Raw genomic sequence first — 24,941 nt, 5'->3', positions numbered from 1 at the left:
GGCGCTTTCACTCGTCCCCGGCCGCCCGCTCCCAGGGGGCGGGCACCGCGAAATACCTCTCCAGAAAGTCGCCGACGACGTCGGCTCGCTCCCGCGCGCTCACCTCGGGGAAGCTGCCGTCGTTGAGGCAGAAGAAGTCGAACTTGCGCTTCTTCAGCAACTTCGGCAATTTCTCCAAGCCGGACCGCATCGTGCTGTCGACGTAGAGCATCTTCGCGGCCTCGTGCTGCACCGCACGTCCTGTCATCAACGCGTAGTAGTGGTACAGCGAGTTGGTCACCGAGATGTCCGTGCTGGCGCGGAAGCGGCTGGCCTGGGTACGGGCGAAGTCGGCCGGAAACTCACACTCGAGTTCGCGCAGCACGCTCTTGCGCAGCGGCACAGCGGTGTGTTCGAGGTGACGGGTGATGATCTTGCCGAACCTGTCCCACAGCAGCTGCCGGTTGACCCGTGCAGCGTTCTCGAATCCACTGCGCTCGGGGTGGTTGGACCCCAGCCCGATACGCGTGCCCGCTTCGATGAACTTCGTCACTCCACCCGGCGAGAAGAACATCGTCGGTGAAAGGGCGCGGCCGAGGAACATGTCGTCGTTGGAGTACAGGAAATGCTCTGCGAGACCGGGGATGTGGTGTAGCTGCGTTTCCACCGCGTGGCTGTTGTACACCGGCAGCGCTGAGAGGTCGGTGAAATGATCCTCGGCGCGCACGATGGTGACTTTGGGGTGGGGTGCAAGCCACTCGGGGACCGGCGAGTCGGTCGCGATGAAGATCCGCCGCACCCACGGCGCAAAGGCATGCACCGAACGCAGGGCGTACTTCAGCTCGTCGATTTGACGGATCCGCGCGTCGGCGTCGTCGCCTTCGCCCACAACGTGATTCGCCATCGCTGCCGCGCGGCGTGCGCGAAACTCCGGGTCGTTGCCGTCCACCCACGAGAACACCATGTCGATGTCGAACGTGATGTCGCCGGCGTGCGGAGCGAACATTCCGGCGATCGTCGGCCATGTGCGGCCTTGCAGTTCCACGTCGGCGTGCACGATCTCGCTCAGCGGCAACGCCTTACGAGTAAGCGAGTTCTCGATCGGGCAGATTGCCTGCTGCCCGCCGAACACCCAGAACTGCAGCTCCACCCCGGCCGAAGCACCATAACGCATGCCGGAACGCGGGCATTCGCGCCGACGAAACACCCGCAGCAGCCGCGGGTCCGGGTCCGCCGACAGCAGCCCATCGCCCAGGTACACCGAGCTGCGCCCCGTCCCGTCGAGGATCTTGGCACGCAGCGGCGCCTCCAGGCACGCTGACATCAGCGCTTCGGCGACTCGTGCGCGTAGGCCGATATCAACGACGAGTGCCGGACGCCCGTCAGCGCCGCGGATGAGCAGGAACGGAATTCCCGCCGTCTCCAGTTCCGCGCGAAGAAACATTAGGTCTTGCGCCATCGCCTCGTAGGGAGTCAGGCGCAGCCCATCCCCTGAGCCGGCCAAGTTGACACGGGCGACGTCGATCATGCTGGTCATGGGAACACCTGCCTTCCACACTCGATGTCAGTCAAGACGCGCACAAAGAGGGATCCCGGCGGACCAGTGGAGCGGCGACGACGCCCTCACACGTTGAGCTTTGGCACTGAACGACGTATCCCCCGCAGAGCTGGGAAAGCCACTTGGGACCACCCCTTAAGCCGGGGAGATCTGTCCTGATCTTGGGCGTCTCTCGACGTCGTCAGATCAGTGGCCTGTGTTCGCTTCAGAAGCCTCGCCTAACGAGGTGCTTTCGCAGGATAGCTCCGAATCCGACTTCCGGCAACGCGGCTGTTAACGGATTGCAAACAGCGCCAAAGCGGGTGTTGTCGTTGCACTTTGGCTCGCCCCCGCGGGCGGGTATCACGACTCGACGGGGTCGGGCACCCCGCCGAATCGGCTCAGGGCCAGAGTCGCGGCGACCGCTATCACGAATCCCGCCACAACCATCCAGCTCAGCCCCGCACGGGTGCGGTCGCCGAGCCACGCCACCCCGACGAGCGCAGGGCCAACCGTTTCACCCACAACCATGCCGGCGACGGCTGTGGTCACCGATCCGCGGCTCAAAGCGGAGGTCAGCAGCAGAAACCCGGCCACCCCCCCTGCGATCACGGCATAAACGGCGGGGTTGGTGTAAAAAACGGCTTTAGTCGGATCGATCGGATCGACCAAGCGCACGGCGATCTCGACGACCCCGAACCCGATACCGGCTCCGAGCCCCAAGACGAGTGCGCGGGAGCGGTCGCCGACGCGGCCCGCGGCCGCGCCGGTGATGAACAATGCCGCGACCACCACCAGCAGCGCCCAGCGAAGTCCGGCCGGCCCGCGCTGCGAACCTTCGGGTCCAGCGGCAAGGCCAAGCATCGCGAGGCTGGCGCACACCACGCCCACCGCCACCCACTCCGTCTTTGACAACCGCACCGACAGCACCCATGCGGCCACGATCGCGGTGACAGCGAGCGACGCTGCGATCGCCGCGGCGACGACGTAGATCGGGACCAGGCGCAGCGCCGCCACTTGCAATAGAAAGCCAAGGCCGTCGAGCCCAATGCCCAGGAGGTAGCGCCACTGCCGCAGCGCGCGCAACAGTAAGACCGGGTCAACTCCGGAGTCGCTGCCGGCGTCCACCGAGCGGGTCGCGGCGGCCTGCAACACCGTTGCCGTGCCATAGCACACCGAGCAGCCCAATGCGAGCAACAAGCCGATCAGCACATAACCCGAGCCTATTTCGGCGATTTCTCCGCCGAATCGTTCTCCGATTCAGAACCGTTGTGGTCGGGCAACAACCGCTCCAGCGCCGAACCGGTGATTCGCCGGAACGCACGCCGCGGCCGCTTGGCGTCGAGGATGGCAACTTCCAACGTCGACACCCCGAGGGTGGGCTCGTCGCCCCCGTTAGCACTGCCCGCCTGCAACGCTTTGACCGCGATTCGCACCGCATCTGCCAGGTTGGCGTTCTCGGCGTAGGAGTCCTTCAGCGCGGTGGTGATCGGCTCGGTCGTACCACCCATCACCACGAAATGCGGCTCGTCGGCGATCGACCCATCGTAGGTAATTCGATACAGCTCAGGCGGTTTGGTCTCGCCGTAGTGCGCAACTTCGGCCACACACAGCTCGACCTCGTAGGGCTTGGCCTGTTCGGTGAAGATGCTGCCCAGCGTCTGCGCGTAGACATTGGCCAGCTGCCGACCGGTGACATCGCGGCGGTCGTAGGCGTACCCGCGGGTGTCGGCGAACTGAATCCCGCCGCGGCGCAGATTGTCGAATTCATTGAACTTGCCGGCGGCGGCAAAGCCGACCCGATCGTAGAGCTCGCTGATCTTCTGCAGTGTCCGCGACGGATTCTCGGCGACAAACAGCACGCCTCCGGCGTAGGCCAGCGCCACCACGCTGCGGGCCCGCGCGATGCCCTTGCGCGCAAGGTCGCCGCGTTCCCGCATCAACTGCTCGGGCGAAATAAAGTACGGAAAACTCATGAATCACTCCGCGATCGTTCCGCGTCCGAGCCGAAAGTGTCTGCACGGGAACGCTTTTCGATGACCTCTCGCGCCAGCTCGGCAATCCGCTGCTCAGGAACGTCGGCTGCACCGTCGGCGCCGATGGTGACCGCGGTCGGGTAGATCCCGCGGACCAGATCGGGACCACCGGTCGCGGAATCGTCGTCGGCCGCGTCGTAGAGCGCCTCAACAGCGACGCGCAGCGCCGAATCAGCATCGGTCACCTGCGAATACAGCTTTTTCATCGACGATTTGGCGAAAATCGAGCCCGAACCGACCGACTGGTAGCCCTCCTCCTCCAGGTTCCAGCCGCCGGCAGCGTCGAACGAGACGATGCGGCCCGCCTTCTCCGGTTCAGGGTCGTCGATATCGAAACCAGCGAGCAGCGGCAGCGCCACCAGACCCTGCAATGCGGCGCCGAGGTTGCCACGCACCATGATCGCGAGCCGGTTCACCTTCCCGGCGAAGGTCAGCGGCACGCCTTCCAGCTTCTCGTAGTGCTCGAGCTCGACGGCGTAGAGGCGGGCGAATTCGACCGCGATCGCCGCGGTGCCGGCGATCCCGGTCGCGGTGTAGTCATCGGTGATGTACACCTTCTTGATGTCACGCCCGGCGATCATGTTGCCCTGGGTGGAGCGCCGGTCGCCGGCGATGACGACGCCGCCGGGATGCTTCAACGCAACAATGGTCGTTCCATGCGGCAGCTGGGAACCGAGCGCGCCGGGGTCTGCGCTACCGATGCTCGTGGGCAGCAGCTCGGGGGCCTCACGGCGCAAGAAGTCCGCAAATGAGGAAAGACCGCCAAAAGCGGTTCCGGGAAATGCTGAGGGGGTGGCCGGGCGATCGCGAAACGGCCAGGTCACTGTCCGCCCTTTTGGACGTACGCGCGGACGAAGTCTTCGGCGTTCTCTTCCAGAACATCGTCGATCTCGTCGAGCAGATCGTCGGTCTCCTCGGTCAGCTTCTCGCGACGCTCCTGGCCCGCGGCCGTGCTGGCGGTGAGGTCGTCGTCATCGCCGCCGCCACCGCCGCGCTTGGTCTGCTCCTGAGCCATCGCTGCCTCCTGCATCGTCATCGGCCGTGAAGAACACGTCCGTCGGTTTCTCCACCCTACCGGTCAATACCGCTGTTGCCCTGCTTAACGACCCCCACCGTCTGGTTTAGGTGGTCAGTTGCTCCACCAGCTCGACCGCGCTGTCCACCGAATCCAGCAGCGCGCCGACGTGCGCCTTGCTGCCGCGCAGCGGCTCAAGCGTCGGAATGCGCACCAGCGAGTCGCCGCCGAGGTCGAAGATCACCGAGTCCCAGCTGGCCGCGGCGATGTCTGCGCCGAATCGGCGCAAGCACTCGCCGCGGAAGTAGGCCCGGGTGTCGGTCGGTGGGTTGTCCACCGCATTGATCACCTGCTGTTCGGTCACCAATCGCTTCATCGAGCCGCGCGCCACCAGCCGGTTGTAGAGCCCTTTGTCCAGCCGGACATCCGAGTACTGCAAATCGACGAGGTGCAGCCGAGGCGCCGACCAGCTCAGGTTCTCCCGGTGCCGGAAACCCTCGAGCAGCCGCAGCTTGGCAGGCCAGTCCAGTAGTTCGGCGCACTCCATCGGGTCGCGCTCGAGTTGATCGAGCACGTGCGCCCAGGTCTCCACGACGTCGGCAGCCCGCGCGTCATGGTCGCGGCCGTCCACCAGCTTGGCCGCCCTGTCCAGATAAATCCGCTGCAGCGCAAGGCCGGTCAATTCGCGGCCGTCGGCCAACGCGACGGTGGCGCGCAGCGAGGGATCGCGGCTGATCGCGTGCACGGCGTGCACCGGCCGAGCCAGCGCCAAATCGGTCAGGTCGATCCCGTGTGCAGGGCCCTCTTCGATCAGGTCCAGCACCAGCGCCGTCGAGCCCAGCTTCAGATACGTCGATGTCTCGGCGAGGTTGGCGTCGCCGATGATGACGTGCAGCCGTCGGTAGCGGTCGGCGTCCGCGTGCGGCTCGTCGCGGGTGTTGATGATCCCGCGTTTCAGTGTGGTTTCCAGCCCGACCTCGACCTCGATGTAGTCGGCACGCTGGGACAACTGGAAGCCCGGCTCGTCACCGGCGGGCCCGATCCCGACCCGACCGGAGCCGGTGATCACCTGCCGGGATACCAGGAACGGCGTCAACCCCGCGATGACGGCCGAGAACGGCGTCTGCCGGCTCATCAGATAGTTCTCGTGCGACCCGTAGGACGCGCCCTTGCCGTCGACGTTGTTCTTGTACAGCTGGAGCTTGGCTGCACCCGGCACGCTGGCCACGTGCCGGGCTGCGGCCTCCATCACCCGCTCGCCGGCCTTGTCCCAGATCACCGCGTCCAGTGGGTCGGTGCACTCCGGCGCGGAATATTCCGGGTGCGCGTGGTCGACGTAAAGCCGCGCGCCGTCGGTCAAGATCATGTTGGCGGCGCCGACCTCGTCCGCGTCGACGACCGGCGGCGGGCCGGCCGACCGGCTCAGGTCGAATCCGCGCGCATCTCGCAGCGGCGATTCCACCTCGTAGTCCCAGCGGGTGCGTTTGGCGCGCTGAATGCCGGCGGCGGCCGCGTAGGCCAGCACCGCCTGCGTCGAGGTCAGGATCGGGTTGGCGGTCGGGTCCGACGGCGAGGAAATGCCGTACTCGACCTCCGTCCCGATAATCCGTTGCATGCCTAGAGCCTAGGCGCAGCAACGATGCGGGCCGTTCTCGACCCGAGGAGGAGCGAGCCGATCGAACCTACGCGCAGCGACGATGCGGGCCGTTCTCGGCCCGCTGGGGTACCTGCGAGCCGCGAAGCGGCGACGGGGCCGCAGCGGTGAAGGCCAGACGGCGAACCGGTAAATCCGACGTAACCCGGCCCCACAACCCGGGACACGTCATTGACGCAGGTACAAGTAGTGGTTAACTTCACCCTGATGTCTACTGACGCGCTAAACGACCCCACGACCGGCTTGTCCGGGAAACGCTATGGCGAAGTCCTTCTGGTGACGCCGGGCGAGGCGGGGCCGCAGGCGAGCGTCTACAACAGCTACCCGCTCAACGACTGTCCGGCCGAGCTGTGGTCGAAGCTCGACGCGCAGGCCATCGCGACCGAAAACGGTGCTGCCACAGCCCTGCTCAACGGACCGCGGTACTGGCTGATGAACAGCATCGAGAAGGTGCCCCAGGGCCCGAAGATCATCAAAAACTTCGGCGGCATCGACATGCAGCTGCAGGCCACCGTCTTGCTGACAGCGATGAACCCAGCGCCCTACACCGCAAATCAGGTCAACCGTCACACCGTCTTCACATTCGACGCCGCTGAAGAGGTCTACGAACTGCAAGATCCCGCGTTCCGGCGCTGGGTGATGCAGACCTGGAGCCAGATTGTCGATCCCAACCTGTCGCGAGCCGACCTGCGCCAACTCGGCGACCGGCTCAATTTGCCAGAAGGATGGACCTACCAGTCACGAGTGCTGGAAAGTCCATTGCGCATCGACACCAGTAACCGCGCCGCGCAGGTTCTGCAGGACGACCTGAAGAACAGCTATTCGCTGGTGACCGACTGACCCTGCGGCTAAAGGTACTGGCCCAAGTTGGACTCGGTGTCGATGGCCCGCGACGCGCTCGAACTCTTGCCGGTGACCAGGGTGCGAATGTAGACGATCCGCTCACCCTTCTTACCTGAAATCCTGGCCCAGTCATCGGGATTGGTGGTGTTGGGCAGGTCCTCGTTCTCGGCGAACTCGTCGACGATCGAATCGAGCAAGTGCTGGATGCGCAGACCCGGCTGACCGGTCTCCAACACCGACTTGATCGCGTTCTTCTTCGCCCGGTCGACGACATTCTGGATCATTGCACCGGAGTTGAAGTCCTTGAAGTACATGACTTCTTTGTCGCCGTTGGCGTAGGTCACTTCCAAGAATCGGTTGTCGTCGATCTCGGCGTACATCCGGTCGACGACCTTCTCGATCATCGCCTTGATGCACAGCGAGCGGTCGTCACCGAATTCCGCCAAATCGTCGGCGTGCACCGGCAATTCCTCGGTGAGGTACTTGGAGAAGATGTCTTGCGCGGATTCGGCGTCCGGGCGTTCGATCTTGATTTTGACGTCGAGGCGCCCGGGCCGCAGGATCGCCGGGTCGATCATGTCCTCGCGGTTGGACGCGCCGATCACGATGACGTTCTCCAGGCCCTCCACGCCGTCGATCTCGCTCAGCAGCTGTGGCACAACCGTCGTTTCGACGTCGGACGAAACCCCGGTACCGCGGGTGCGGAATATCGAATCCATCTCGTCGAAGAACACGATCACCGGCGTGCCTTCGGACGCCTTCTCGCGGGCCCGCTGGAAAATCAGCCGGATGTGACGTTCGGTCTCGCCGACAAATTTGTTCAGCAGCTCGGGGCCCTTGATGTTCAAGAAGTACGACTTGGCTTCGCGCGCGTCGTCGCCGCGAACCTCCGCCATCTTCTTGGCCAGCGAGTTGGCGACGGCCTTGGCGATCAACGTCTTACCGCAACCGGGCGGGCCGTAGAGCAGCACCCCTTTGGGCGGGCGCAGCGCGTATTCCCGGTACAACTCCTTGTGCAGGAACGGCAGCTCCACGGCGTCGCGGATCTGCTCGATCTGCCGGCCCAGCCCACCGATGTCGTCGTAGGTGACGTCCGGCACCTCTTCCAGCACCAAGTCCTCGACTTCGGCTTTGGGAATGCGCTCGAACGCATAGCCGGCCTTGGTGTCGACCAGTAGCGAGTCGCCGGGACGCAGCTTGCGGGGCCGCTGGTCGTCGTTGAGAGCGTCGGGGTGCCCGTCGGGCAGATCCTCGGCGACCAACGGGTCGGCCAGCCACACGATGCGTTCCTCGTCGGCGTGTCCGACGACCAGGGCCCGGTGCCCGTCGTTGAGAATCTCGCGCAGCGTGGAGATTTCGCCGACCGATTCGTAGGTGCCGGCCTCGACGACAGTTAAAGCCTCGTTGAGCCGAACTGTCTGTCCCTTCCGCAAAGACTTGACTTCGATGTTGGGCGAGCACGTTAGGCGCATCTTGCGCCCGGAGGTGAACACGTCGATGGTGTCGTCGTCGTGCGTGGACAACAACACGCCGTAGCCGCTCGGCGGCTGCCCGAGCCGGTCGACCTCTTCGCGCAGCGCCAGCAGCTGCTGCCGGGCTTCCTTGAGCGTTTCCATCAGTTTGGAATTACGCGCGGCGAGTGAATCGATTCTTGCCTCAAGCTGGTGGATGTCGCGGGGACTGCGCGCGGCGCTCTGCGATCCGACGGCGTTTTCGAGTTGCTCACGCAGTATCGCCGCTTCGCGCCGGAGCTCTTCCAATTCGGCCGCGTCCTCGCCGGACAGGTCTGGCTCGCGCGGGCTACCGAACGTTTCGCGCTCTGACTCACCCATGTTGCGCTCCTTTCCCGCTCCCGAAGGTGGTGCGGCGGATACCCCAACGCTACCGGCGATTTCCAATTCATGCGGGAACTCGAAATGGGGCACACTGGCATCAGCGTTAACATCATGTTGAACCTGCCTGATCGGAGAGGACATCTGTGACCGTGAAATCCCTAGCCACGGGCGTGGCGGCTGTCGCCGCAATCGGCGCGGCGGCCGCGGGTGTGACCTGCATTGCATCTGTTACCGCCGCGTTGCCTCAGGTTAAACCGGTCGTTTTGAGCGCCCCGCTGCCGCTGGACCCGGTCGTGCCCGGCGCCGATGTGCCCACGCCTGACGTATTGGTCAGCCTGCTCAACAGCCTGCAAGACCCGAGCGTGCCGTTCGCCAGCAAGAGCAATCTGGTGGAGGGCGGGGTCGGCGGCGTCGAGGGCCACTTCGCCGACAAGAAGCTGCAGCAAGCCGCCGCCAAGGGCAGCCTGCCGCTGACGTTCAACATCGCCAACATTCAGCCCGCCGGCCCCGCCACAGCCTCGGCCAATGTCACCGCCACGGGTCCGCACCTGGCCCCGACGATCGAGAACATCACGTTCGTCGACCAGGGCGGCTGGAAGCTATCGCGCACTTCCGCGATGACATTGATCCAGTCTGTGCAGTCGGCGGGCGGCTGACCGCTGCTGGATGGGCCGACACCTAACCGCAGTCCTAAGCGCCGCCACGATTGTGGCGGCGCTCGGCCTCTCTGGGTGCTCGGGCGATGAGCACAGCGCTTCGCCTGAGAACGAGCCGCCGCGGACGTCAGCGTCGCTGGCGTCGACACCGGCTGCGCAAGTCGCTCCGCTGCCGCCGCCCGAGGCCCTGGCCGCGGTGCTGTACCGGCTCGGCGACCCCGGGGTGCCCGGCAGTCAGAAACTGAACCTGGTCGAAGGTGCCACCCCGGACAACGCGGCCGTGCTCGACCAGTTCGCCGCCGCGCTGCTCAACGGCGGCTTTGCACCGATGAAGGTCGATGTGCGAGACGTCGCATGGTCGGACCGGAATCCGGCCGACGTGGTGGCCAACGTCAACGTCAGCTCACCGAATCCCCGCGGGCACAGGTTCTCCTTCCCGATGGAATTCACGCCGTACCAAGGCGGGTGGCAGCTGTCGGCGCGAACCGCCGACGTGCTGCTGGCTTTCCGTACCGCGCAAGTCGCGCCGCCTCCAGCGACGACACCCGGCCGCTGACCCTGCGATGTGGATCGGGTGGCTCGAGTTCGATTTGCTGCTCGGTGACGTGCGCTCACTCAAGCAGAAGCGATCGGTGATCCGCCCGGTAGTGGCGGAGTTGCAGCGCAAGTTCAGCGTGTCGGCAGCCGAGACGGGCTTGCATAAGCTCTACCGACGGGCGGGCATCGGGGTGGCGATGGTGTCCGCCGACCGCGGCCACGCCGTCGATGTGCTCGACGCGGCTGAACGGTTAGTGGCCGCCCACCCGGAGTTCGAATTGCTGTCGGTGCGCCGTGGCCTGCACCGCAGCGACGACTAACCCGGCGGCTCAGCGCTTGCGGCGCAGCGGCGTCGGCGTGACGGTGCCCGGGGCCAGTCGACGCGCCAACACCAGGAACCCGGTGTGGCCGCGCATGTTGTGCTGCGGCCGCACGGCCAATCCGACGACATTCCAGCCGCGTTGCAGCGTCTCCCAAGAGCGCGGCTCGGTCCAGCACTGTTGGTCTCGCAGCGCCTCCACCGTCTTGGATAGCTGAGTGACGGTGGCCAGGTACACGATCAGCACGCCGCCCGGGACCAGAACCCGCGACACGGTGTCGAGCACCTCCCACGGCGCCAGCATGTCCAGCACGACCCGGTCGACCGAGCCGTCAGCCAAGTCGGCGTCGGCGACATCGCTGAGGACCAGCCGCCAGTTCTCGGGGACGCCTCCGGAAAACGTCTCCACATTGCGGCGAGCGTGTTCGGCGTGGTCGGCGCGCACCTCGTAGGAGATCACCCGCCCGTGCGGCCCGACCGCACGCAGTAGCGAACAGGTCAGCGCCCCGGAGCCGGCACCGGCCTCCAAAACCCGGGCGCCTGGGAAGATGTCGCCCTCGTGCACGATCTGAGCGGCGTCTTTGGGGTAGATCAGCTGGGCGCCGCGAGGCATGGACATCACGTAATCCACCAGCAGTGGACGCAGAACCAGGAAAAGGTCGCCGTTGGTCGATTTGACCACGCTGCCCTCCGGCAGCCCGATCACCGTGTCGTGCGCGATCGCGCCACGGTGGGTGTGAAATTCGCCGCCGGGACTGAGCAGCATCGTGTAATGCCGACCCTTGGCGTCGGTGAGCTGGACACGATCGCCGACGGCGAACGGCCCGGTTGCAGACACAGCTGTCTAGCCTGCCAGCAGACGCGCCGGAAAAGGTGCGCGGGGTTGTCCGACCTCGCCCTTAGGCTGCGGATATGAGCCGCGTCGGCGACGATATACAAAGCAGCGATGAGGTGGGGCGCACCTCCCGCTTGCGGGGGAGAGCAGCGCGCATGAGCCCCGAACCGGGCAATATCGAATCGGGCAATGTAGCCAGGTCGAGTCCGGCGTCGAGACCAGCACTGTCGCCGTCGCGTGCGGCGGACTTCAAGCAATGCCCGCTGCTCTACCGGTTCCGGGCGATCGATCGGCTTCCTGAGCCGCCGTCAACGGCACAACTGCGCGGCTCGGTGGTGCATGCCGCTCTGCAGCAGCTGTACAGCCTGCCCGCGACAGAACGCGGCCCGCAGGCCGCCGGCACACTGGTCAGCCCGGCCTGGGAGCAGGTGATCGCGGCGGCGCCCGACCTGGTCGCCGAGTTGGACGCCGAGCAACAATCTCAACTCCTCGACGAGGCCCGCGCGCTGCTGTCCGGCTATTACCGGTTGGAAGACCCGACCCGGTTCGACCCGCAAAGCTGCGAGCAGCGCATCGAGGTCGAGCTTGCCGACGGCACGCTGCTGCGCGGGATCATCGATCGCATCGATGTCGCACCTACCGGCGAGTTGCGGGTGGTGGACTACAAGACCGGCAAGGCGCCGCCGGAAGCGCGGGCCCTCGCCGAGTTCAAGGCGATGTTTCAGATGAAGTTCTACGCGGTCGCTTTGCTGCGGTCGCGCGGCGTGCTGCCGACACGGCTGCGGCTCATCTACCTGGCGGACGGTCAGCTGCTGGACTACTCCCCCGACGAAGACGAGCTGCTGCGCTTCGAGAAGACACTGATGGCGATTTGGCAGGCGATTCAATCCGCCGGTGCAACAGGCGATTTCAGGCCGCGTCCATCACGGCTGTGCGACTGGTGCGCGCACCACGCGCACTGCCCGGTCTTCGGCGGGACGCCGCCGCCGTACCCGGGTTGGCCGGAGCATCCTAACGAGGGTGATGCGGACGCCGTTCTGCACCAGGCAGACCCGGCGGCGTAGTGCCTATTGCAGCGGCGACATCTCCTGCAGCATCGTCGGTATCAGCTCGCTGACCGTCGGGTGGATGTGCATGGTGCGCGCCAGCGTGGTGTAGGGCGCCTTCGCCGACATCACATCCAGAATTTCGTGGATGGCCTCGTCGCCACCGACACCGAGGATGGCCGCCCCCAGGATCTGCTGCGTTTGAGCGTCGACTACCACTTTCATGAAGCCTTGTGTCTCACCTTTTTCCACCGCGCGACCGACCCGGGTCATGGGCCGTTGACCGACTAATGCAGGGCGGCCCGACGCACGCACTTGCTCGACGGTCATTCCGGCCCGTCCCAGCGGTGGGTCGATGTAGAGGGCATAGGTAGGGATTCGGTCGCTGACCCGGCGTGGGTCATTGTCGAGCAGGTTGGCCGCGACGATTTCGAAGTCGTTATACGAGGTGTGGGTGAAGGCGCCCTTGCCGTTACAATCGCCCATTGCCCAGATATGGTCGACGCTGGTTTTCAGTTGGTCGTCGACCGTGATATATCCCCGGGCATCGGTTCGGACACCGGCATGCTCAAGGCCGAGGTCGTCGGTGTTGGGCCGCCGCCCGACCGCCAGCAGCAGATGACTGCCGGCTATTGGCGCGGCGCCGGCCCGCGACGTCACTTCGAAGCCTTCAACATAACTGTCCCGCTTCGCTATCCGGATATCAGCGGCATCGACCACGATGTCGATGCCTTCGTTCTGCAGGATCGCTTTGATGGTGTCCGAGACGTCGTTGTCTTCGCGGGACGCCAGCCGCGGCCCTTTCTCGACGACGGTCACCCGGGCGCCGAAACGGCGGTACATCTGGGCGAACTCGAGCGCGATGTAGCTGCCACCGATGATGACGAGATGTTCGGGCAAGGTGTCGAGTTCAAGGATCGACACGTTGGTGAGGAACTCAACTTCCGAAAGGCCCGGAAGGTCGGGCACCACCGCACGGCCACCGACGTTGAGGAAGATCCGCTCGGCTTGTAGCACCCCATCGCCGACGCGCAGCGTGTGCGGATCCTCGAATCGGGCGTGCCCGCGGACGACGGTGCAGCCGTCCATTCCGTTCAACCAGTCCTCGACGCCCTTGCGGTCGCCCAGCATGATCTCGTCTTTGCGTGCCTTTACCTTCGCCATGTCCACGCTGACCGCTCCGGTCCCGATGCCGAAGTCGGCGCCGCGACGGGCCAGGTGCGCAGCATGCGCGCTGGCCACCAAGGTTTTGGTCGGGATGCATCCAGTGTTGACACAGGTGCCGCCGATAAGCTTGCGCTCCACCATGGCAACGGTGTGGCCGACCGCGGTGAGTCGACCCGCCAGCGAGGGCCCGGCCTGGCCGGCGCCCACTATGATCGCGTCGAAACGCCCTGTCACAGAGAAGCTGTTACCGCGGCAAGCGCGAACGCACCCAGCACCGCGACCGCGTCCTCGAGCAAGGCGATCGGCAGGTCGTGGCCGTGCGACGCGACCAGGCGGGTCCGCGCCTGGTAGCCGCCGAGGGTGCCTAGCACCGCACCGATGGCTCCCGCCCCGAGTGCACTCCAGGTGTAGCCCCATGCGGTGCCGATGACAGCGCCGGCGAACGCGCCCAACACAATTCGGGCGGCGAACGACGGCGGCGCAGTGCGGCTGGGTGTCTTGGGCAGTTTGTCGGCAACCAATTCACCGATCGCGAGGACGGTAAGGATGGCGACCGTCACCGGATGCCCCAGCCAGGACGCCCACGTCCCATTCAGGTTGATCCAATGCAGCACGGCGGCCCACGCGACTACCGCGGGAGCTGTCATAGAACGCAACCCGGCGACGACACCGATTCCCAGAGCTAGCAGCAGAACATAGAAATGCGTCACGGCGACCCTCCTGAGGGCTCAACTACAGAACGCGGCTCTAGCGGGACGCTAACACAGCACAGCCGGCTGCACCGGCGCATTCATGATCAGAACCGGCAGAACCGGATGTCCGACGCCAGGATCGCTTTGGCCCCGATGGCCGCCAGATCGTCCATGATCGAGTTGACGTCCCGACGCGGCACCAGTGCGCGTACCGCCACCCAATCGGGGTCCGCGAGCGGGGCGATTGTCGGTGACTCCAGACCCGGTGTGATCATCGTGGCTTCGTCGAGCACCGAGCGCGGGCAGTCGTAGTCCAGCATCAAATACTGTTGACCGAACACCACGCCCTGCACCCGCGCCACCAGCTGCTCACGAGCGGAGGGCTCTGGCCCGCTGTCCGATGCGTCTGGGTCGACCTGTTCGATGAGGACGGCCTCGGAATCGCAGAGTGTTTCACCAAAGGCCACCAGATCGTGCAGGTTCAAGGTGCGACCGGAACCCACCACGTCGGCGATCGCATCGGCCACCCCGAGCTGCACGGAGATTTCCACTGCGCCGTCGAGGCGGATAACGGTCGCTTCAATACCCCGGGCCGCCAAGTCTTCTCGCACCAGATTCGGGTATGCGGTGGCGATTCGGCGCCCGGCCAGGTCGTCGATGGTCCAGTCGCGTCCGGCCGGTGCGGCGTAACGGAAGCTGGACGACCCGAAGCCGAGCGCCAGTCGCTCGTGCACCGGCGCGCCGGACTCACGCGCCAAATCCCTTCCGGTTATTCCAAAGTCGAGTTCGCCCGACCCGACATAGATCGCAATGTCTTTGGGTCGCAGGAAAAAGAACTCGACGTGGTTGTGCGGGTCGATGACCGTCAAGTCTTTGGGATCGGTGCGACGACGGTACCCGGCCTCAGCGAGGATCTCGACGGCTGGCTCGCTCAGTGCGCCCTTGTTGGGAACCGCTATCCGCAGTCTGGTGGAGCTGTTTCGATGCAGCGCTGCCATCACAGCTTCCGGTACACGTCAGCGAGCGTCAGCCCGCGGGCGATCATGAGTACCTGCGTCCAATACAGCAACTGACTGATCTCCTCGGCGAGTTCGTCGTCAGATTCGTGCTCGGCCGCCAACCACACTTCACCGGCCTCCTCCAAGATCTTCTTGCCCACCGTATGCACCCCACGGTCCAGTGCGGCCACGGTGCTGCTGCCGGGCGGGCGGGTGCGGGCACGCTCGCCAAGCTCGGCAAACAGATCCTCAAAGGTCTTCACGGGCAGCGATTGTTTCATGCGCGGGTAAGCAAAGTCACGGCGGTTTCAGGTCGGGGAGACTTCGTCGGGCATGTCTTCAAGGGATACGCCGTTGGTCTCGCGGACCCATTTCCACACGAAAAAGAAGGACAGCACCGCACACGTCGTGTAGAAGCCGTAGGCGAAACCGAGTGCGTGGCGCAGCGCCGGGAAAGTCACGGTGATGGTCCAGTTGGCCATCCACTGCGCGCTGAACGCCAGTCCCAGCGCAGCCGACCGGATGCGGTTGGGAAACATCTCGCCCAGCACCACCCACAGGACCGGACCCCACGAAATGCCGAACGCGATGACGAAGAGGTCGGCGGCGATAAGCGCGATCACTCCCAACGCAATGGCGAGGTCTGGCCGGTCACCGATGAACGCGGCGCTGGTAAAAGCGACGGTCATCGTCGCCAGCGTCAACGCCATCCCCGTCGATCCAGCCAATAACAGCGGCCGACGGCCGGTCCGGTCGATCAGCGCGATCGCCACCAACGTGATCAGGACATTGACCCCGGTGGTCGCCAAACCGATGGTGAACCTCGACTTCTCGCCGAATCCCACTCCCTCCCAGAGCACATCGGAGTAATAGAAGATCACCGTGACACCGACGAACTGCTGAAAGACCGCCAGCCCCAGTCCGACCCAGACGATGCTGTGCAGGCCGCCGGTCGGCTTCCGCAGATCGCGCCAGGACGACGGTTTTTCTTCTTTCAGCGTCTCGGCGATCCGGTTGATGGTGTGCTCCACGTCGCGGTCACCGAGCAGCATGGAAAGCACCCCGCGAGCCTCGCGAACCCGTTGCCTTGCAACCAGATAGCGCGGCGATTCCGGGATGGTGAAAATGAGCGCGAAATACACCAGCGCCGGGATCACCTCGCCCAGAAATGTCCATCGCCAAGCGGCCAGTCCCAACCACAGCTGCCCACTCGATCCCCCCGCGATGTGAAATGGCACCCAGTTCAGCGCCAGGGACCCGAAAATGCCAATCACGACGCCAAGCTGCTGCAGTGAGCCGAGCCGGCCGCGGAAACGTGGCGGTGAGATTTCGGCGATGTATGCCGGAGCTGCGACGGACGCGACACCGATACCAATGCCACCGACGGCGTGGAAGACGACGAACATAGAGATGCTGCTGGCCAGCCCGGTCCCGATTGCGCAGCAGATAAACAACGTAGCGGCAAGCTTCATCATCGCCAATCGACCCATCCGGTCGGCGATTCGCCCGGCGGTCATCGCTCCTGCGGCCGCGCCCATGAGTGCCGCGGCCACAGCGAAACCCAACAACGCGTTGCCGATGTGAAAGTGGGCCTGTAGCGCCTTGACCGCGCCGTTGGTCACCGAGATGTCGTAGCCGAAAAACAGCCCACCGATCGCAGCCACCGACGCGAAGCGGATGGCGGAGAAGAAGGCGACCCGAGCGGCACGACGGTCGGCGGGCAGGTCTTCGTGGGACGCCGGTGGCGCCTGCCCGAGGACGTCATCACCGGCCATGGTGTCGCCCAGTAAACCCTATCCGGTCAGACGTTGAAGTACTTGGCCTCGGGGTGGTGCAGGATGAAGGCGTCGGTGGACTGTTCGGGATGGAGCTGCATCTCCTCCGACAGTGTGACGCTGATGCGCTCCGGCTCGAGCAGGGCCATGGTTTTGACCCGGTCCTCCAGGTCGGGGCACGCGCCGTAGCCGAAGGAGAACCTGGCGCCGCGGTAGCCCAGCTTGAAGTAGTCCTCTTTGGCGTCGGGGTCTTCGGCGGACATCGCCCGATCGCCGGCGAATCGCAGTTCCTCGCGGACACGGCGGTGCCAGTACTCGGCCAGCGCCTCGGTGAGTTGCACGCCGATGCCGTGCACCTCGAGGTAGTCGCGGTAGGAGTCCGACGCGAACAGCTCGTTGGCGAAGTCGGCGATCGGCTGACCCATGGTCACCAGCTGGAATGGCAACACATCAACCTGACCTGACCTGGTCGCGATTTCGCGCGAGCGGATGAAGTCGGCGATGCACAAGAACCGGTCACGCTGCTGACGGGGGAAGGTGAAGCGGAATCGCTGCTCGGCATCAGGCCGGGGCTCGCTCAGTAGGACGACATCATCGCCCTCAGACACCACCGGGAAGTAGCCGTAGACCACGGCGGCATGTGCCAGCACGCCGTCGGTGGACAACCGGTCCAGCCAGTACCGCAGCCGCGGCCGGCCCTCGGTCTCCACCAGCTCCGCATACGACGGCCCCTCGCCGCCACGCACCCCGCGCAGACCCCACTGACCCAGAAACAGCGCGCGCTCGTCGAGCAGTTCGGTGTAGTCAGCCACCGCCAGACCCTTGACGACCCGCGACCCCCAGAACGGCGGCACCGGCACCTCGACGTCGGCTGCGACGTCCGAGCGATCTGGCACGACGACCGGTTCCTCGGCCGCTTTCCTTTCCGCCGCAATGCGCTTGGACCGCTCATGGCGGGCCTTGCGTTCGGCCTCCTTCTCCCGGGCAGCTTCTGCCGCCAAGGCCTCCGGGCTGCCCGGGTCCGGTGCCTCGCCCCGCTTGGCGCTCATGATGATGTCCATCAACTTCAGGCCCTCGAAAGCGTCTCGCGCGTAGTGCACTTCGCCTTCGTAGATCTCGGCGAGGTCGTTCTCCACATAGCTGCGGGTCAGCGCGGCACCGCCGAGCAGTACCGGGAACTTCGCAGCCACACCGCGGGTGTTCATCTCCTCGAGGTTTTCCTTCATCACCACGGTGGATTTCACCAGCAGGCCCGACATGCCGACCACATCTGCGCTCTTGTCTTCAGCCACTTCAAGGATGGTGGCGATCGGTTGCTTGATGCCGATGTTGACCACTTCGTAGCCGTTGTTGCTCAAGATGATGTCGACAAGGTTTTTGCCGATGTCGTGCACGTCGCCCTTGACGGTGGCCAGGACGATGCGGCCCTTGGCTGAGCCTTTTCCGTCGGCATCGCCGACTTGTTCCATGTGCGGTTCCAGGTAGGCGACGGCGGTTTTCATCACCTCGGCCGACTGGAGCACGAACGGCAGCTGCATCTGGCCCGAACCGAATAGCTCGCCGACGGTTTTCATGCCGGCCAGCAGGTTTTCGTTGATGATCTCCAGCGGTGGCTTTTGGGTCATCGCTTCGTCGAGGTCGGCTTCCAGACCGTTGCGCTCGCCGTCGACGATGCGCTGGGCCAGCCGCTCGAACAACGGCAGCTTGGCCAGTTCGGCCGCGCGGGATTCTTTCGACGAGGCCGCCGATACACCCTCGAACAGCCGCATCAGCTCCTGCAGCGGGTCATACCCGTCGCGGCGGCGGTCGTAGACCAGATCCAGCGCGACCTCACGCTGCTCCTCCGGAATCCGGTTGATCGGCAGGATCTTCGACGCGTGCACGATCGCCGAATCCAACCCGGCTTCCTGGCATTCATGCAGGAACACCGAGTTGAGCACTTGCCGCGCAGCGGGATTGAGGCCGAAGGAGATGTTGGACAACCCGAGCGTGGTCTGTACGGCGGGGTGGCGCTTCTTCAGCTCACGAATCGCCTCGATGGTCTCGACGCCGTCTTTGCGTGACTCTTCCTGGCCGGTGGCGATGGTGAAGGTCAAACAGTCGATCAGAATAGAGGATTCATCGACACCCCAGTTGCCGGTGATGTCGTTGATCAGCCGTTCGGCGATCTCGACCTTCTTCTCGGTGGTGCGAGCCTGGCCGTCTTCGTCGATGGTCAGCGCGACCACCGCGGCGCCGTGCTCGGCGACCAGTTCCATTGTCTTGACGAAGCGCGACTCGGGCCCGTCGCCGTCTTCGTAGTTGACCGAGTTGATCGCGCAGCGCCCGCCCAGGTGCTCCAAACCTGCTTGCAGCACCGGGGTTTCGGTGGAGTCCAGCATGATCGGCAGCGTCGACGCAGTCGCCAGCCGGCTGGCCAACGAAGTCATGTCGGCCACGCCGTCGCGGCCCACGTAGTCGACGCACAGGTCGAGCAGGTGCGCGCCGTCGCGGGTCTGGTTCTTGGCGATGTCGAGGCACTTCTGGTAGTCCTCGGCGATCATCGCCTCACGAAAAGCTTTGGAGCCGTTGGCATTCGTCCGCTCCCCGATCACCAAGACGGAGGCGTCCTGCTCGAACGGGACGGCGCTGTACAACGATGACACCGAAGGCTCAAAGGTCACGTGGCGCTCGCCGCGTTGCGCGGAACCGTTGTTATATTTGGCCACCACGGCGGCCACTTGCCGGATGTGCTCCGGGGTGGTGCCACAGCAGCCGCCGACCAACGACAGCCCGAACTCAGCGATGAATGAATCCATCGCCTGGGCCAATTCGTCAGGCTGCAACGGGTATTCAGCGCCGTTGGCGCCCAGCACCGGCAGCCCGGCGTTCGGCATCACCGACACCGGGATGCGGGCATGCCGCGACAGGTACCGCAGGTGCTCGCGCATCTCGGCAGGACCCGTCGCACAGTTGAGGCCGATCATGTCGACGCCCAGCGGCTCGATGGCCGTCAGCGCCGCACCGATCTCGCTGCCCAGCAGCATCGTGCCGGTGGTCTCGACGGTGACGTGGGTGAACACCGGGATGTGCCGCCCGGATTGCGCCATCGCCCGCCGCGACCCCAGCACCGCGGCCTTGAGCTGCAGCAGATCCTGGCAGGTTTCCACCAGGATGGCGTCGGCGCCCGCATCCAGCATGCCCAACGCGGCCTCGGTGTAGGCGTCGCGAATGAGGTGGTACTCGGTGTGACCCAGGGTCGGCAGCTTGGTGCCCGGACCCAAAGACCCCAGCACGTAACGCTTGCGGTCCGGGGTAGTCAGTTCGTCGGCGACCCGACGCGCGATCGCGGTGCCCTGGTGCGACAGGTCACGGATCTTGTCGGCGATGTCGTAGTCGCCGAGATTGGACATGTTGCAGCCGAACGTGTTGGTTTCCACAGCGTCGGCGCCGGCCTCGAAATAGTTGCGGTGGATGGTCTCCAGCACATCGGGGCGGGTCTCGTTGAGGATTTCGTTGCAGCCCTCCAGGCCGCGGAAGTCGTCGAGCGTGAGATCTGCTGCCTGCAGCTGGGTCCCCATGGCGCCGTCGCCGACAACGACGCGCTGCGACAGCGTCTCGAGCAGGTCGGTGTCGTAGCCGGTGTCGTTGGTGGAAGTCATCCGCACAAGCATAGCCGGTCTATGGAAAATGGCCGGATGCGTGACGGCGCTCGCCCCACCGGGACTCCGATCAGGCCGTACGCTGATTGGCGTGACTTCGCCGGATGTCAGCGCTTCACTACCCGAACTGCACAACACGATCGTCGTGGCGGCGTTCGAAGGGTGGAACGACGCCGGTGACGCGGCCAGCGACGCCCTGGAGCACCTCGACGCCATCTGGGAGGCCGATCCGATCGTCGAGATCGACGACGAGGCTTACTACGACTATCAGGTGAACCGCCCGGTCATCCGGCAGGTCGACGGCGTCACGCGGGAATTGGTGTGGCCATCGATGCGGATCTCGCATTGCCGTCCGCCGGGTGCCGACCGCGACATCGTGTTGATGCACGGCGTCGAGCCGAATATGCGGTGGCGCACATTCTGCGCCGAGCTGCTGGCGATCGCCGACAAGCTCAACGTCGACACCGTGGTGATCCTCGGCGCGCTGCTGGCCGACACGCCGCACACCCGGCCGGTTCCGGTGTCCGGGGCGGCCTACTCCCCCGAGTCGGCGCGCCGCTTCGGGCTGCAGGAAACCCGCTACGAGGGTCCGACCGGCATCGCCGGCGTGTTCCAGGACGCCTGCGTGGCGGCCGGGATCCCGGCGGTGACCTTCTGGGCGGCGGTTCCGCACTACGTGTCGCAGCCGCCCAATCCGAAGGCGACTGTGGCGCTGCTGCAGCGGGTCGAGGATGTGCTCGACATCGAGGTCCCGCTGGCCGATCTGCCGGCGCAGGCCGAGGAGTGGGAGCAGGCGGTCACCGAGATGACCGCCGAGGACGACGAGATCGCTGAGTATGTGCAGTCCTTGGAGCAGCGCGGCGACGCCGAGGTCGACATGAATGAGGCGCTGGGCAAGATCGACGGCGACGCGCTGGCCGCCGAGTTCGAGCGCTACCTACGACGGCGCCGGCCCGGCTTCGGGCGGTAGCCGCTCAACAGGATCGTTGTCCGGGTTCCTCACCAATGCGACCCGGACCAGCGAGCGCGCAGCTTCCACCAGCGTTGCTTATTGCCTCACTAGTTATCGTGGGTACGGTGGCACTTTCGTTGGGCGCATCGTTTGGGCTGTCGGTGCTGGTCTGGCGGGCCGCGCCAGTTCATCGAGATGTGCAAGAACAGCCCGTGCTAGATCTTGTTCCCGTCACCTCGCCGAGGCCGGGAGCAGCGGGTTTGCTGCCGAGCACGTTAGCGTCGAGCTACAGTTCCCCGTGGTCGATGGCTTTCTTGACTTCCTGCGCGCGCCCCACCTGCTCCGCGGTGTAGCCGATGAGCAGCGCCACCCCGCCGAGCAGGATGACCACCCCGGCCAGCGACAGCAGGCCGTAGGTGTAGCCGTGGTCCAGCGCATGCAATTGGGCGGCGTTCATGAACTTCACCGGGCCGCTGGTGCCGCCCAGCTGCAGCGTGCGCGACGTGATGACGGCCTGGATGCCGGCCAGCACCACCGGCCCGGCGAGGCTCTGCAGCATGAGCGCGATCGCGGATGTGGGCCCGATGCGGTCGGAGTCGACGCTGGCGATCACCGATAGCGAAAGCGGGATGAGGATCATGCCGAAACCGATAGCGCCGACGACGATCGGCAGCACCAGATTCGGGAAGTACGGGACGCCGCGGTTGAGCGTCGAGCCGTACAGCAGCGCGCCCAGCACCACTATGGCGCCGGCGATCACCACCACCCGCGGCGAGAACCACGACACCAGCCGCGACGATGCGCCCGCCCCGATGGCAATCGCAATGGCAAACGGGATGAAGCCGACGCCCGCGCGCAGCGCACTGTAGCCCATGATGTTCTGCACATACAGGGCGACCAGCACGGTCATGGTGAACATCACCCCGCCGGCAAGGAACATGTATTCCTTGCGGTCGAAGAACAGGTTGAACGGCACGATGGGGTTCTCGGCCGTGCGCTCCACCACGGCGAACGCCACGAAAGCGCCCAGAGCCACCACACCCAAAGCGATCGTGGTGGCCGATTGCCAGCCCTTCTCCGGCCCCACCGAGAAGCCGAAAACCACGGCGGTACAGATCAACGTGGCCAGCACCGGATAACCAAACCCGCCGCCAGCGTTACGGCCACCGCGATCTTTTGGAAAATTTCGCCCGCCTGGGGCGTGTTGGCTGATCGGTGAAGGCGGACCGTCGGGATAATCGGCGCCGGCCAACTCTGGCAGATTGCCTCGGCGTCGGTCGGTTGATTGGATCGCCGCCGGACAGGAGAAAAACTCACCACGGATGCACAACATGATCGATCGCGGCGTGCGGGCTTTTGTGGCAGATCAACCTATTCCGGTGGTGGGATGCCGTTGCCGAGTCCGCCGACCGTGCGTTTTGCTCGCGCAGGCCCTTGAGCTCCGTGGCCGCATCGGCGTCCATTCCGCCGGGCAAGATCAGTGACGCGTAACAACCGTCACGCCGGGGTCACTTCAAGTTGACATTGCGACTGCGGCGAAGTCAGACGCAAAGCATTCCCCGATCGACAATTTGTTGTCGATGTGGGCCGTGTGCGGGTTGGAGTTCCGCAAGCGGGCTAGAGCAGTCCGAGCAGTTGCAAGTCGGTGACGTATTTGATGATGATCGGCGCCGAGACGTGCGGGATGTCCGGAATGTCCTTGTCGGGACCGATTTTGGCTTCTTGCACCGCAGCACGAAATCGGTCGGTCGGCGCGTAGGACCCGCGCGTCGGCTCTGCGGGCTGCAAATAATTGGAATTGCGCAACACCTCCAGCACCGAGTGCTGGCGCTGTCGATCCGGCAGGGCACGCAGGCCGGTCTCAAACCGCTGCAACCACTCCGCAAAGTCACCGATGCGCTGGATCGGGTAACCGGCCTCGATCAGCCAGTCGACATACTCATCGAATCCGATGCCGTCGTCGTGCGGGTTCATCACATGATAGGTCGCAAACCCGTCGACCACCTCGGCACCCAGCGTGGCGATCGCTTCGGCGACGAATTCGACGGGCAGCCCGTCGAAGTGCGCGCGTTGCCGGTTGCCGTTGGCGTCGAGCTGGTAGAACGAGCCGGGCGCGATGCCGGTGGCCACCAGGCTCAGCATCATCCGGGTGAACATGTCCGACACGTTGAGCTGACCCGCGTAGGTGGTGTCGGCCAGGATCATGTCGCAGCGAAACACCGCGACCGGCAGACCGCACAGGTCGTTGGCCTCGCGCAGCAGCACCTCGCCGGCCCACTTGCTGTTGCCGTAGCCGTTGGCGTAGCTGCCGTCGATTGTGCGGGTGCGGCTGATGACCCGGATGTCGGCATCCTCGGTGAACGCCGACGGCTCGATCTGGTCGCCCACGTTGGCAGTCGACACGTAGGAGTAGGGCTTGAGCTTGCTGGTGAGCGCGAACCGGATCAGCTCGGCCGTGCCCACGACATTGGGCCCGAACAGCTCGCTGTAGGGCAGGACGCCGTTGACCAGGGCTGCGGGATCAACGATCAGATCGACGGTGTCGGCCAGCCGCTGCCAGGTCTGCTGGTCCAGCCCCAGGTTGGCTTCGCCCTTGTCGCCGGCGATGACCTCCAGATGATCGGCGGCCAGTTCCCGGAAGTGCCGCAGCAGTTCCGGGTCGCCGCTGTCAAAGGTGTTGTCCAGACGAGCCCGCGCCTCCTCGTCGGAGTTGGCCCGCACCAGGCAGATCAGCGTGCCGGCAACCAGCTCCATCCGCTCCACCCATTCCAGCGCCAGGTAACGGCCAAGGAAACCGGTCGCCCCGGTCAGCAGGACCGTCCGCACCTCGGCGCTCGGGCCCGGCAGCGTCGGGGCGGCGGTCAGCGTCGCGGGGTCGATGAACTTGGCCAGCGTCAGCTCGCCGGCGTGCACCTCGGTGGTGTCGCGGCCGTGCACGGAGGCAAAGCTGGGCCCCTTGGCATGTCTGCCCAACTGCTGGCTCAAGCCGCTCACGGACGGCGCGTCGAATAAGACGCGCACCGGAAGGTGGGCATCAAATTCTCCGTTGATCTTGGCGATCACCTGCACCGCCAACAGCGAATCCCCACCCAGGTGGAAAAACGAGTCATCGACCCCGACGCGCACTCCGAGTACCTGCGCGTAGATGCCGGCCAGGATCTTCTCGGTGGGGTTGGCCGGGGCCCGGTAACGATCAACATCCTGGTATTCGGGTGCCGGCAGGGCGCGGGTGTCGAGTTTGCCGTTGGGTGTCAGCGGCAGCGCCTCAATCACCACCACCGCAGCCGGCACCATATAGGCCGGCAGCCGCTCAGCTAGCTGGGCGCGTATCTCGGCCGGCTCTGCCGTCCCGGTCATATAGGCCAGCAGGCGTTGGTCGCCGGGGCGGTCCTCGCGGGCGATCACCACCGCCTGATCCACCCCG

22 protein-coding genes and 1 riboswitch are annotated in these 24,941 nt (G+C 65.2%); of the genes, 6 read left to right on the top strand and 16 right to left on the bottom strand.

The features are described from left to right. Positions 1-7: 7 nt before the first annotated feature. From VEI45_RS00620 to dop, 6 genes are all read right to left on the bottom strand, one after another. The gene (locus VEI45_RS00620) at positions 8-1,516 is read right to left on the bottom strand and encodes a stealth family protein (protein ID WP_324849100.1); all 1,509 of its coding nucleotides are present in this window, start codon (positions 1,514-1,516) and stop codon (positions 8-10) included. Between the two features lie 78 nt (positions 1,517-1,594). Beyond that, positions 1,595-1,770: riboswitch (M-box (ykoK) riboswitch) on the bottom strand. Positions 1,771-1,879: 109 nt separating this feature from the next. Then, a complete protein-coding gene (locus VEI45_RS00615; protein WP_324849097.1) occupies positions 1,880-2,728 on the bottom strand; it encodes a DMT family transporter in 849 nt (282 codons plus the stop codon). An 11-nt stretch (positions 2,729-2,739) separates the two neighbouring features. Then, a complete protein-coding gene (gene prcA, locus VEI45_RS00610) occupies positions 2,740-3,492 on the bottom strand; it encodes a proteasome subunit alpha (RefSeq protein WP_324849095.1) in 753 nt (250 codons plus the stop codon). Then, positions 3,489-4,376 carry a proteasome subunit beta gene (gene prcB / locus VEI45_RS00605; RefSeq protein ID WP_324849093.1) on the bottom strand — a complete coding sequence of 296 codons (888 nt, stop codon included), beginning with the start codon at positions 4,374-4,376 and terminating at the stop codon, positions 3,489-3,491. The genes prcA and prcB overlap by 4 nt, the downstream gene beginning before the upstream one ends. After that, the gene (locus VEI45_RS00600; protein WP_062540654.1) at positions 4,373-4,567 is read right to left on the bottom strand and encodes a ubiquitin-like protein Pup; all 195 of its coding nucleotides are present in this window, start codon (positions 4,565-4,567) and stop codon (positions 4,373-4,375) included. Before VEI45_RS00600 ends, prcB begins: the two co-directional genes overlap by 4 nt. Before the next feature lie 106 nt (positions 4,568-4,673). After that, on the bottom strand, positions 4,674-6,182 hold the full coding sequence (gene dop / locus VEI45_RS00595) for a pup deamidase/depupylase (RefSeq protein WP_324849090.1): 1,509 nt from the start codon (positions 6,180-6,182) through the stop codon (positions 4,674-4,676). Positions 6,183-6,428: 246 nt separating this feature from the next. Between dop and VEI45_RS00590 the strand changes: the two genes are divergently transcribed. Then, a complete protein-coding gene (locus VEI45_RS00590) occupies positions 6,429-7,061 on the top strand; it encodes a hypothetical protein (RefSeq protein WP_324849088.1) in 633 nt (210 codons plus the stop codon). 8 nt (positions 7,062-7,069) lie between these two features. Here VEI45_RS00590 and arc read toward each other — a convergent pair whose 3' ends face one another. Next, positions 7,070-8,896 carry a proteasome ATPase gene (gene arc, locus VEI45_RS00585; protein ID WP_324849086.1) on the bottom strand — a complete coding sequence of 609 codons (1,827 nt, stop codon included), beginning with the start codon at positions 8,894-8,896 and terminating at the stop codon, positions 7,070-7,072. 146 nt (positions 8,897-9,042) lie between these two features. Between arc and VEI45_RS00580 the strand changes: the two genes are divergently transcribed. Genes VEI45_RS00580 through VEI45_RS00570 form a run of 3 tightly spaced genes read left to right on the top strand, consistent with a single transcriptional unit; the run spans position 9,043 to position 10,412 of the window. Then, positions 9,043-9,555, top strand: a complete 513-nt coding sequence (locus VEI45_RS00580; RefSeq protein ID WP_324849084.1) for a hypothetical protein — start codon at positions 9,043-9,045, stop codon at positions 9,553-9,555. Positions 9,556-9,565: 10 nt separating this feature from the next. Next, on the top strand, positions 9,566-10,111 hold the full coding sequence (locus VEI45_RS00575) for a hypothetical protein (protein ID WP_324849082.1): 546 nt from the start codon (positions 9,566-9,568) through the stop codon (positions 10,109-10,111). A 7-nt stretch (positions 10,112-10,118) separates the two neighbouring features. Continuing rightward, the gene (locus VEI45_RS00570; protein WP_324849080.1) at positions 10,119-10,412 is read left to right on the top strand and encodes a DUF503 domain-containing protein; all 294 of its coding nucleotides are present in this window, start codon (positions 10,119-10,121) and stop codon (positions 10,410-10,412) included. 9 nt (positions 10,413-10,421) lie between these two features. On the opposite strand, the gene trmI is transcribed toward VEI45_RS00570, so the two are convergent. Then, entirely contained in the window at positions 10,422-11,249 is an 828-nt protein-coding gene (gene trmI / locus VEI45_RS00565; RefSeq protein ID WP_324849078.1) for a tRNA (adenine(58)-N(1))-methyltransferase TrmI, read from the bottom strand. A 152-nt stretch (positions 11,250-11,401) separates the two neighbouring features. On the opposite strand from trmI, the gene VEI45_RS00560 reads away from it, so the two are divergent. Further along, complete coding sequence (locus VEI45_RS00560) at positions 11,402-12,310, top strand: RecB family exonuclease (RefSeq protein WP_324849076.1); 909 nt, start codon at positions 11,402-11,404, stop codon at positions 12,308-12,310. A gap of 3 nt (positions 12,311-12,313) precedes the next feature. Here VEI45_RS00560 and VEI45_RS00555 read toward each other — a convergent pair whose 3' ends face one another. The 6 genes from VEI45_RS00555 to metH form a co-directional block, all read right to left on the bottom strand. Continuing rightward, entirely contained in the window at positions 12,314-13,693 is a 1,380-nt protein-coding gene (locus tag VEI45_RS00555; RefSeq protein WP_324849074.1) for an FAD-containing oxidoreductase, read from the bottom strand. Further along, the gene (locus VEI45_RS00550) at positions 13,690-14,169 is read right to left on the bottom strand and encodes a DUF4126 family protein (protein WP_324849072.1); all 480 of its coding nucleotides are present in this window, start codon (positions 14,167-14,169) and stop codon (positions 13,690-13,692) included. Before VEI45_RS00550 ends, VEI45_RS00555 begins: the two co-directional genes overlap by 4 nt. A gap of 86 nt (positions 14,170-14,255) precedes the next feature. Beyond that, positions 14,256-15,149: an ATP phosphoribosyltransferase gene (gene hisG / locus VEI45_RS00545; protein WP_324849070.1), complete on the bottom strand. Its 894-nt coding sequence runs from the start codon at positions 15,147-15,149 to the stop codon at positions 14,256-14,258. Continuing rightward, complete coding sequence (locus VEI45_RS00540; RefSeq protein WP_324849068.1) at positions 15,149-15,430, bottom strand: phosphoribosyl-ATP diphosphatase; 282 nt, start codon at positions 15,428-15,430, stop codon at positions 15,149-15,151. The genes hisG and VEI45_RS00540 overlap by 1 nt, the downstream gene beginning before the upstream one ends. A 27-nt stretch (positions 15,431-15,457) precedes the next feature. Further along, positions 15,458-16,924, bottom strand: a complete 1,467-nt coding sequence (locus VEI45_RS00535) for a sugar porter family MFS transporter (RefSeq protein WP_324849067.1) — start codon at positions 16,922-16,924, stop codon at positions 15,458-15,460. A gap of 26 nt (positions 16,925-16,950) precedes the next feature. Continuing rightward, on the bottom strand, positions 16,951-20,565 hold the full coding sequence (gene metH / locus VEI45_RS00530; protein WP_324849065.1) for a methionine synthase: 3,615 nt from the start codon (positions 20,563-20,565) through the stop codon (positions 16,951-16,953). A 91-nt stretch (positions 20,566-20,656) separates the two neighbouring features. Between metH and VEI45_RS00525 the strand changes: the two genes are divergently transcribed. Next, positions 20,657-21,535: a PAC2 family protein gene (locus VEI45_RS00525; RefSeq protein WP_324849063.1), complete on the top strand. Its 879-nt coding sequence runs from the start codon at positions 20,657-20,659 to the stop codon at positions 21,533-21,535. 268 nt (positions 21,536-21,803) lie between these two features. Here VEI45_RS00525 and VEI45_RS00520 read toward each other — a convergent pair whose 3' ends face one another. Together VEI45_RS00520 and VEI45_RS00515 are read right to left on the bottom strand one after the other, a co-directional pair. After that, positions 21,804-22,850 (bottom strand): MFS transporter, encoded by a 1,047-nt coding sequence (locus VEI45_RS00520; RefSeq protein ID WP_324849061.1) that lies wholly within the window; start codon positions 22,848-22,850, stop codon positions 21,804-21,806. Positions 22,851-23,134: 284 nt separating this feature from the next. Then, positions 23,135-24,941, bottom strand: a 1,807-nt coding sequence (locus tag VEI45_RS00515; RefSeq protein ID WP_324849059.1) for a thioester reductase domain-containing protein, incomplete at its 5' end; no start/stop codon positions are given.

Source organism: Mycobacterium sp., assembly GCF_035623875.1.
In the GTDB taxonomy this organism is placed as follows: Bacteria; Actinomycetota; Actinomycetes; order Mycobacteriales; family Mycobacteriaceae; genus Mycobacterium.
The sequence above is the reverse complement of the archived record's forward strand: the minus strand, read 5'-3'. Positions and strand labels throughout refer to the sequence as shown.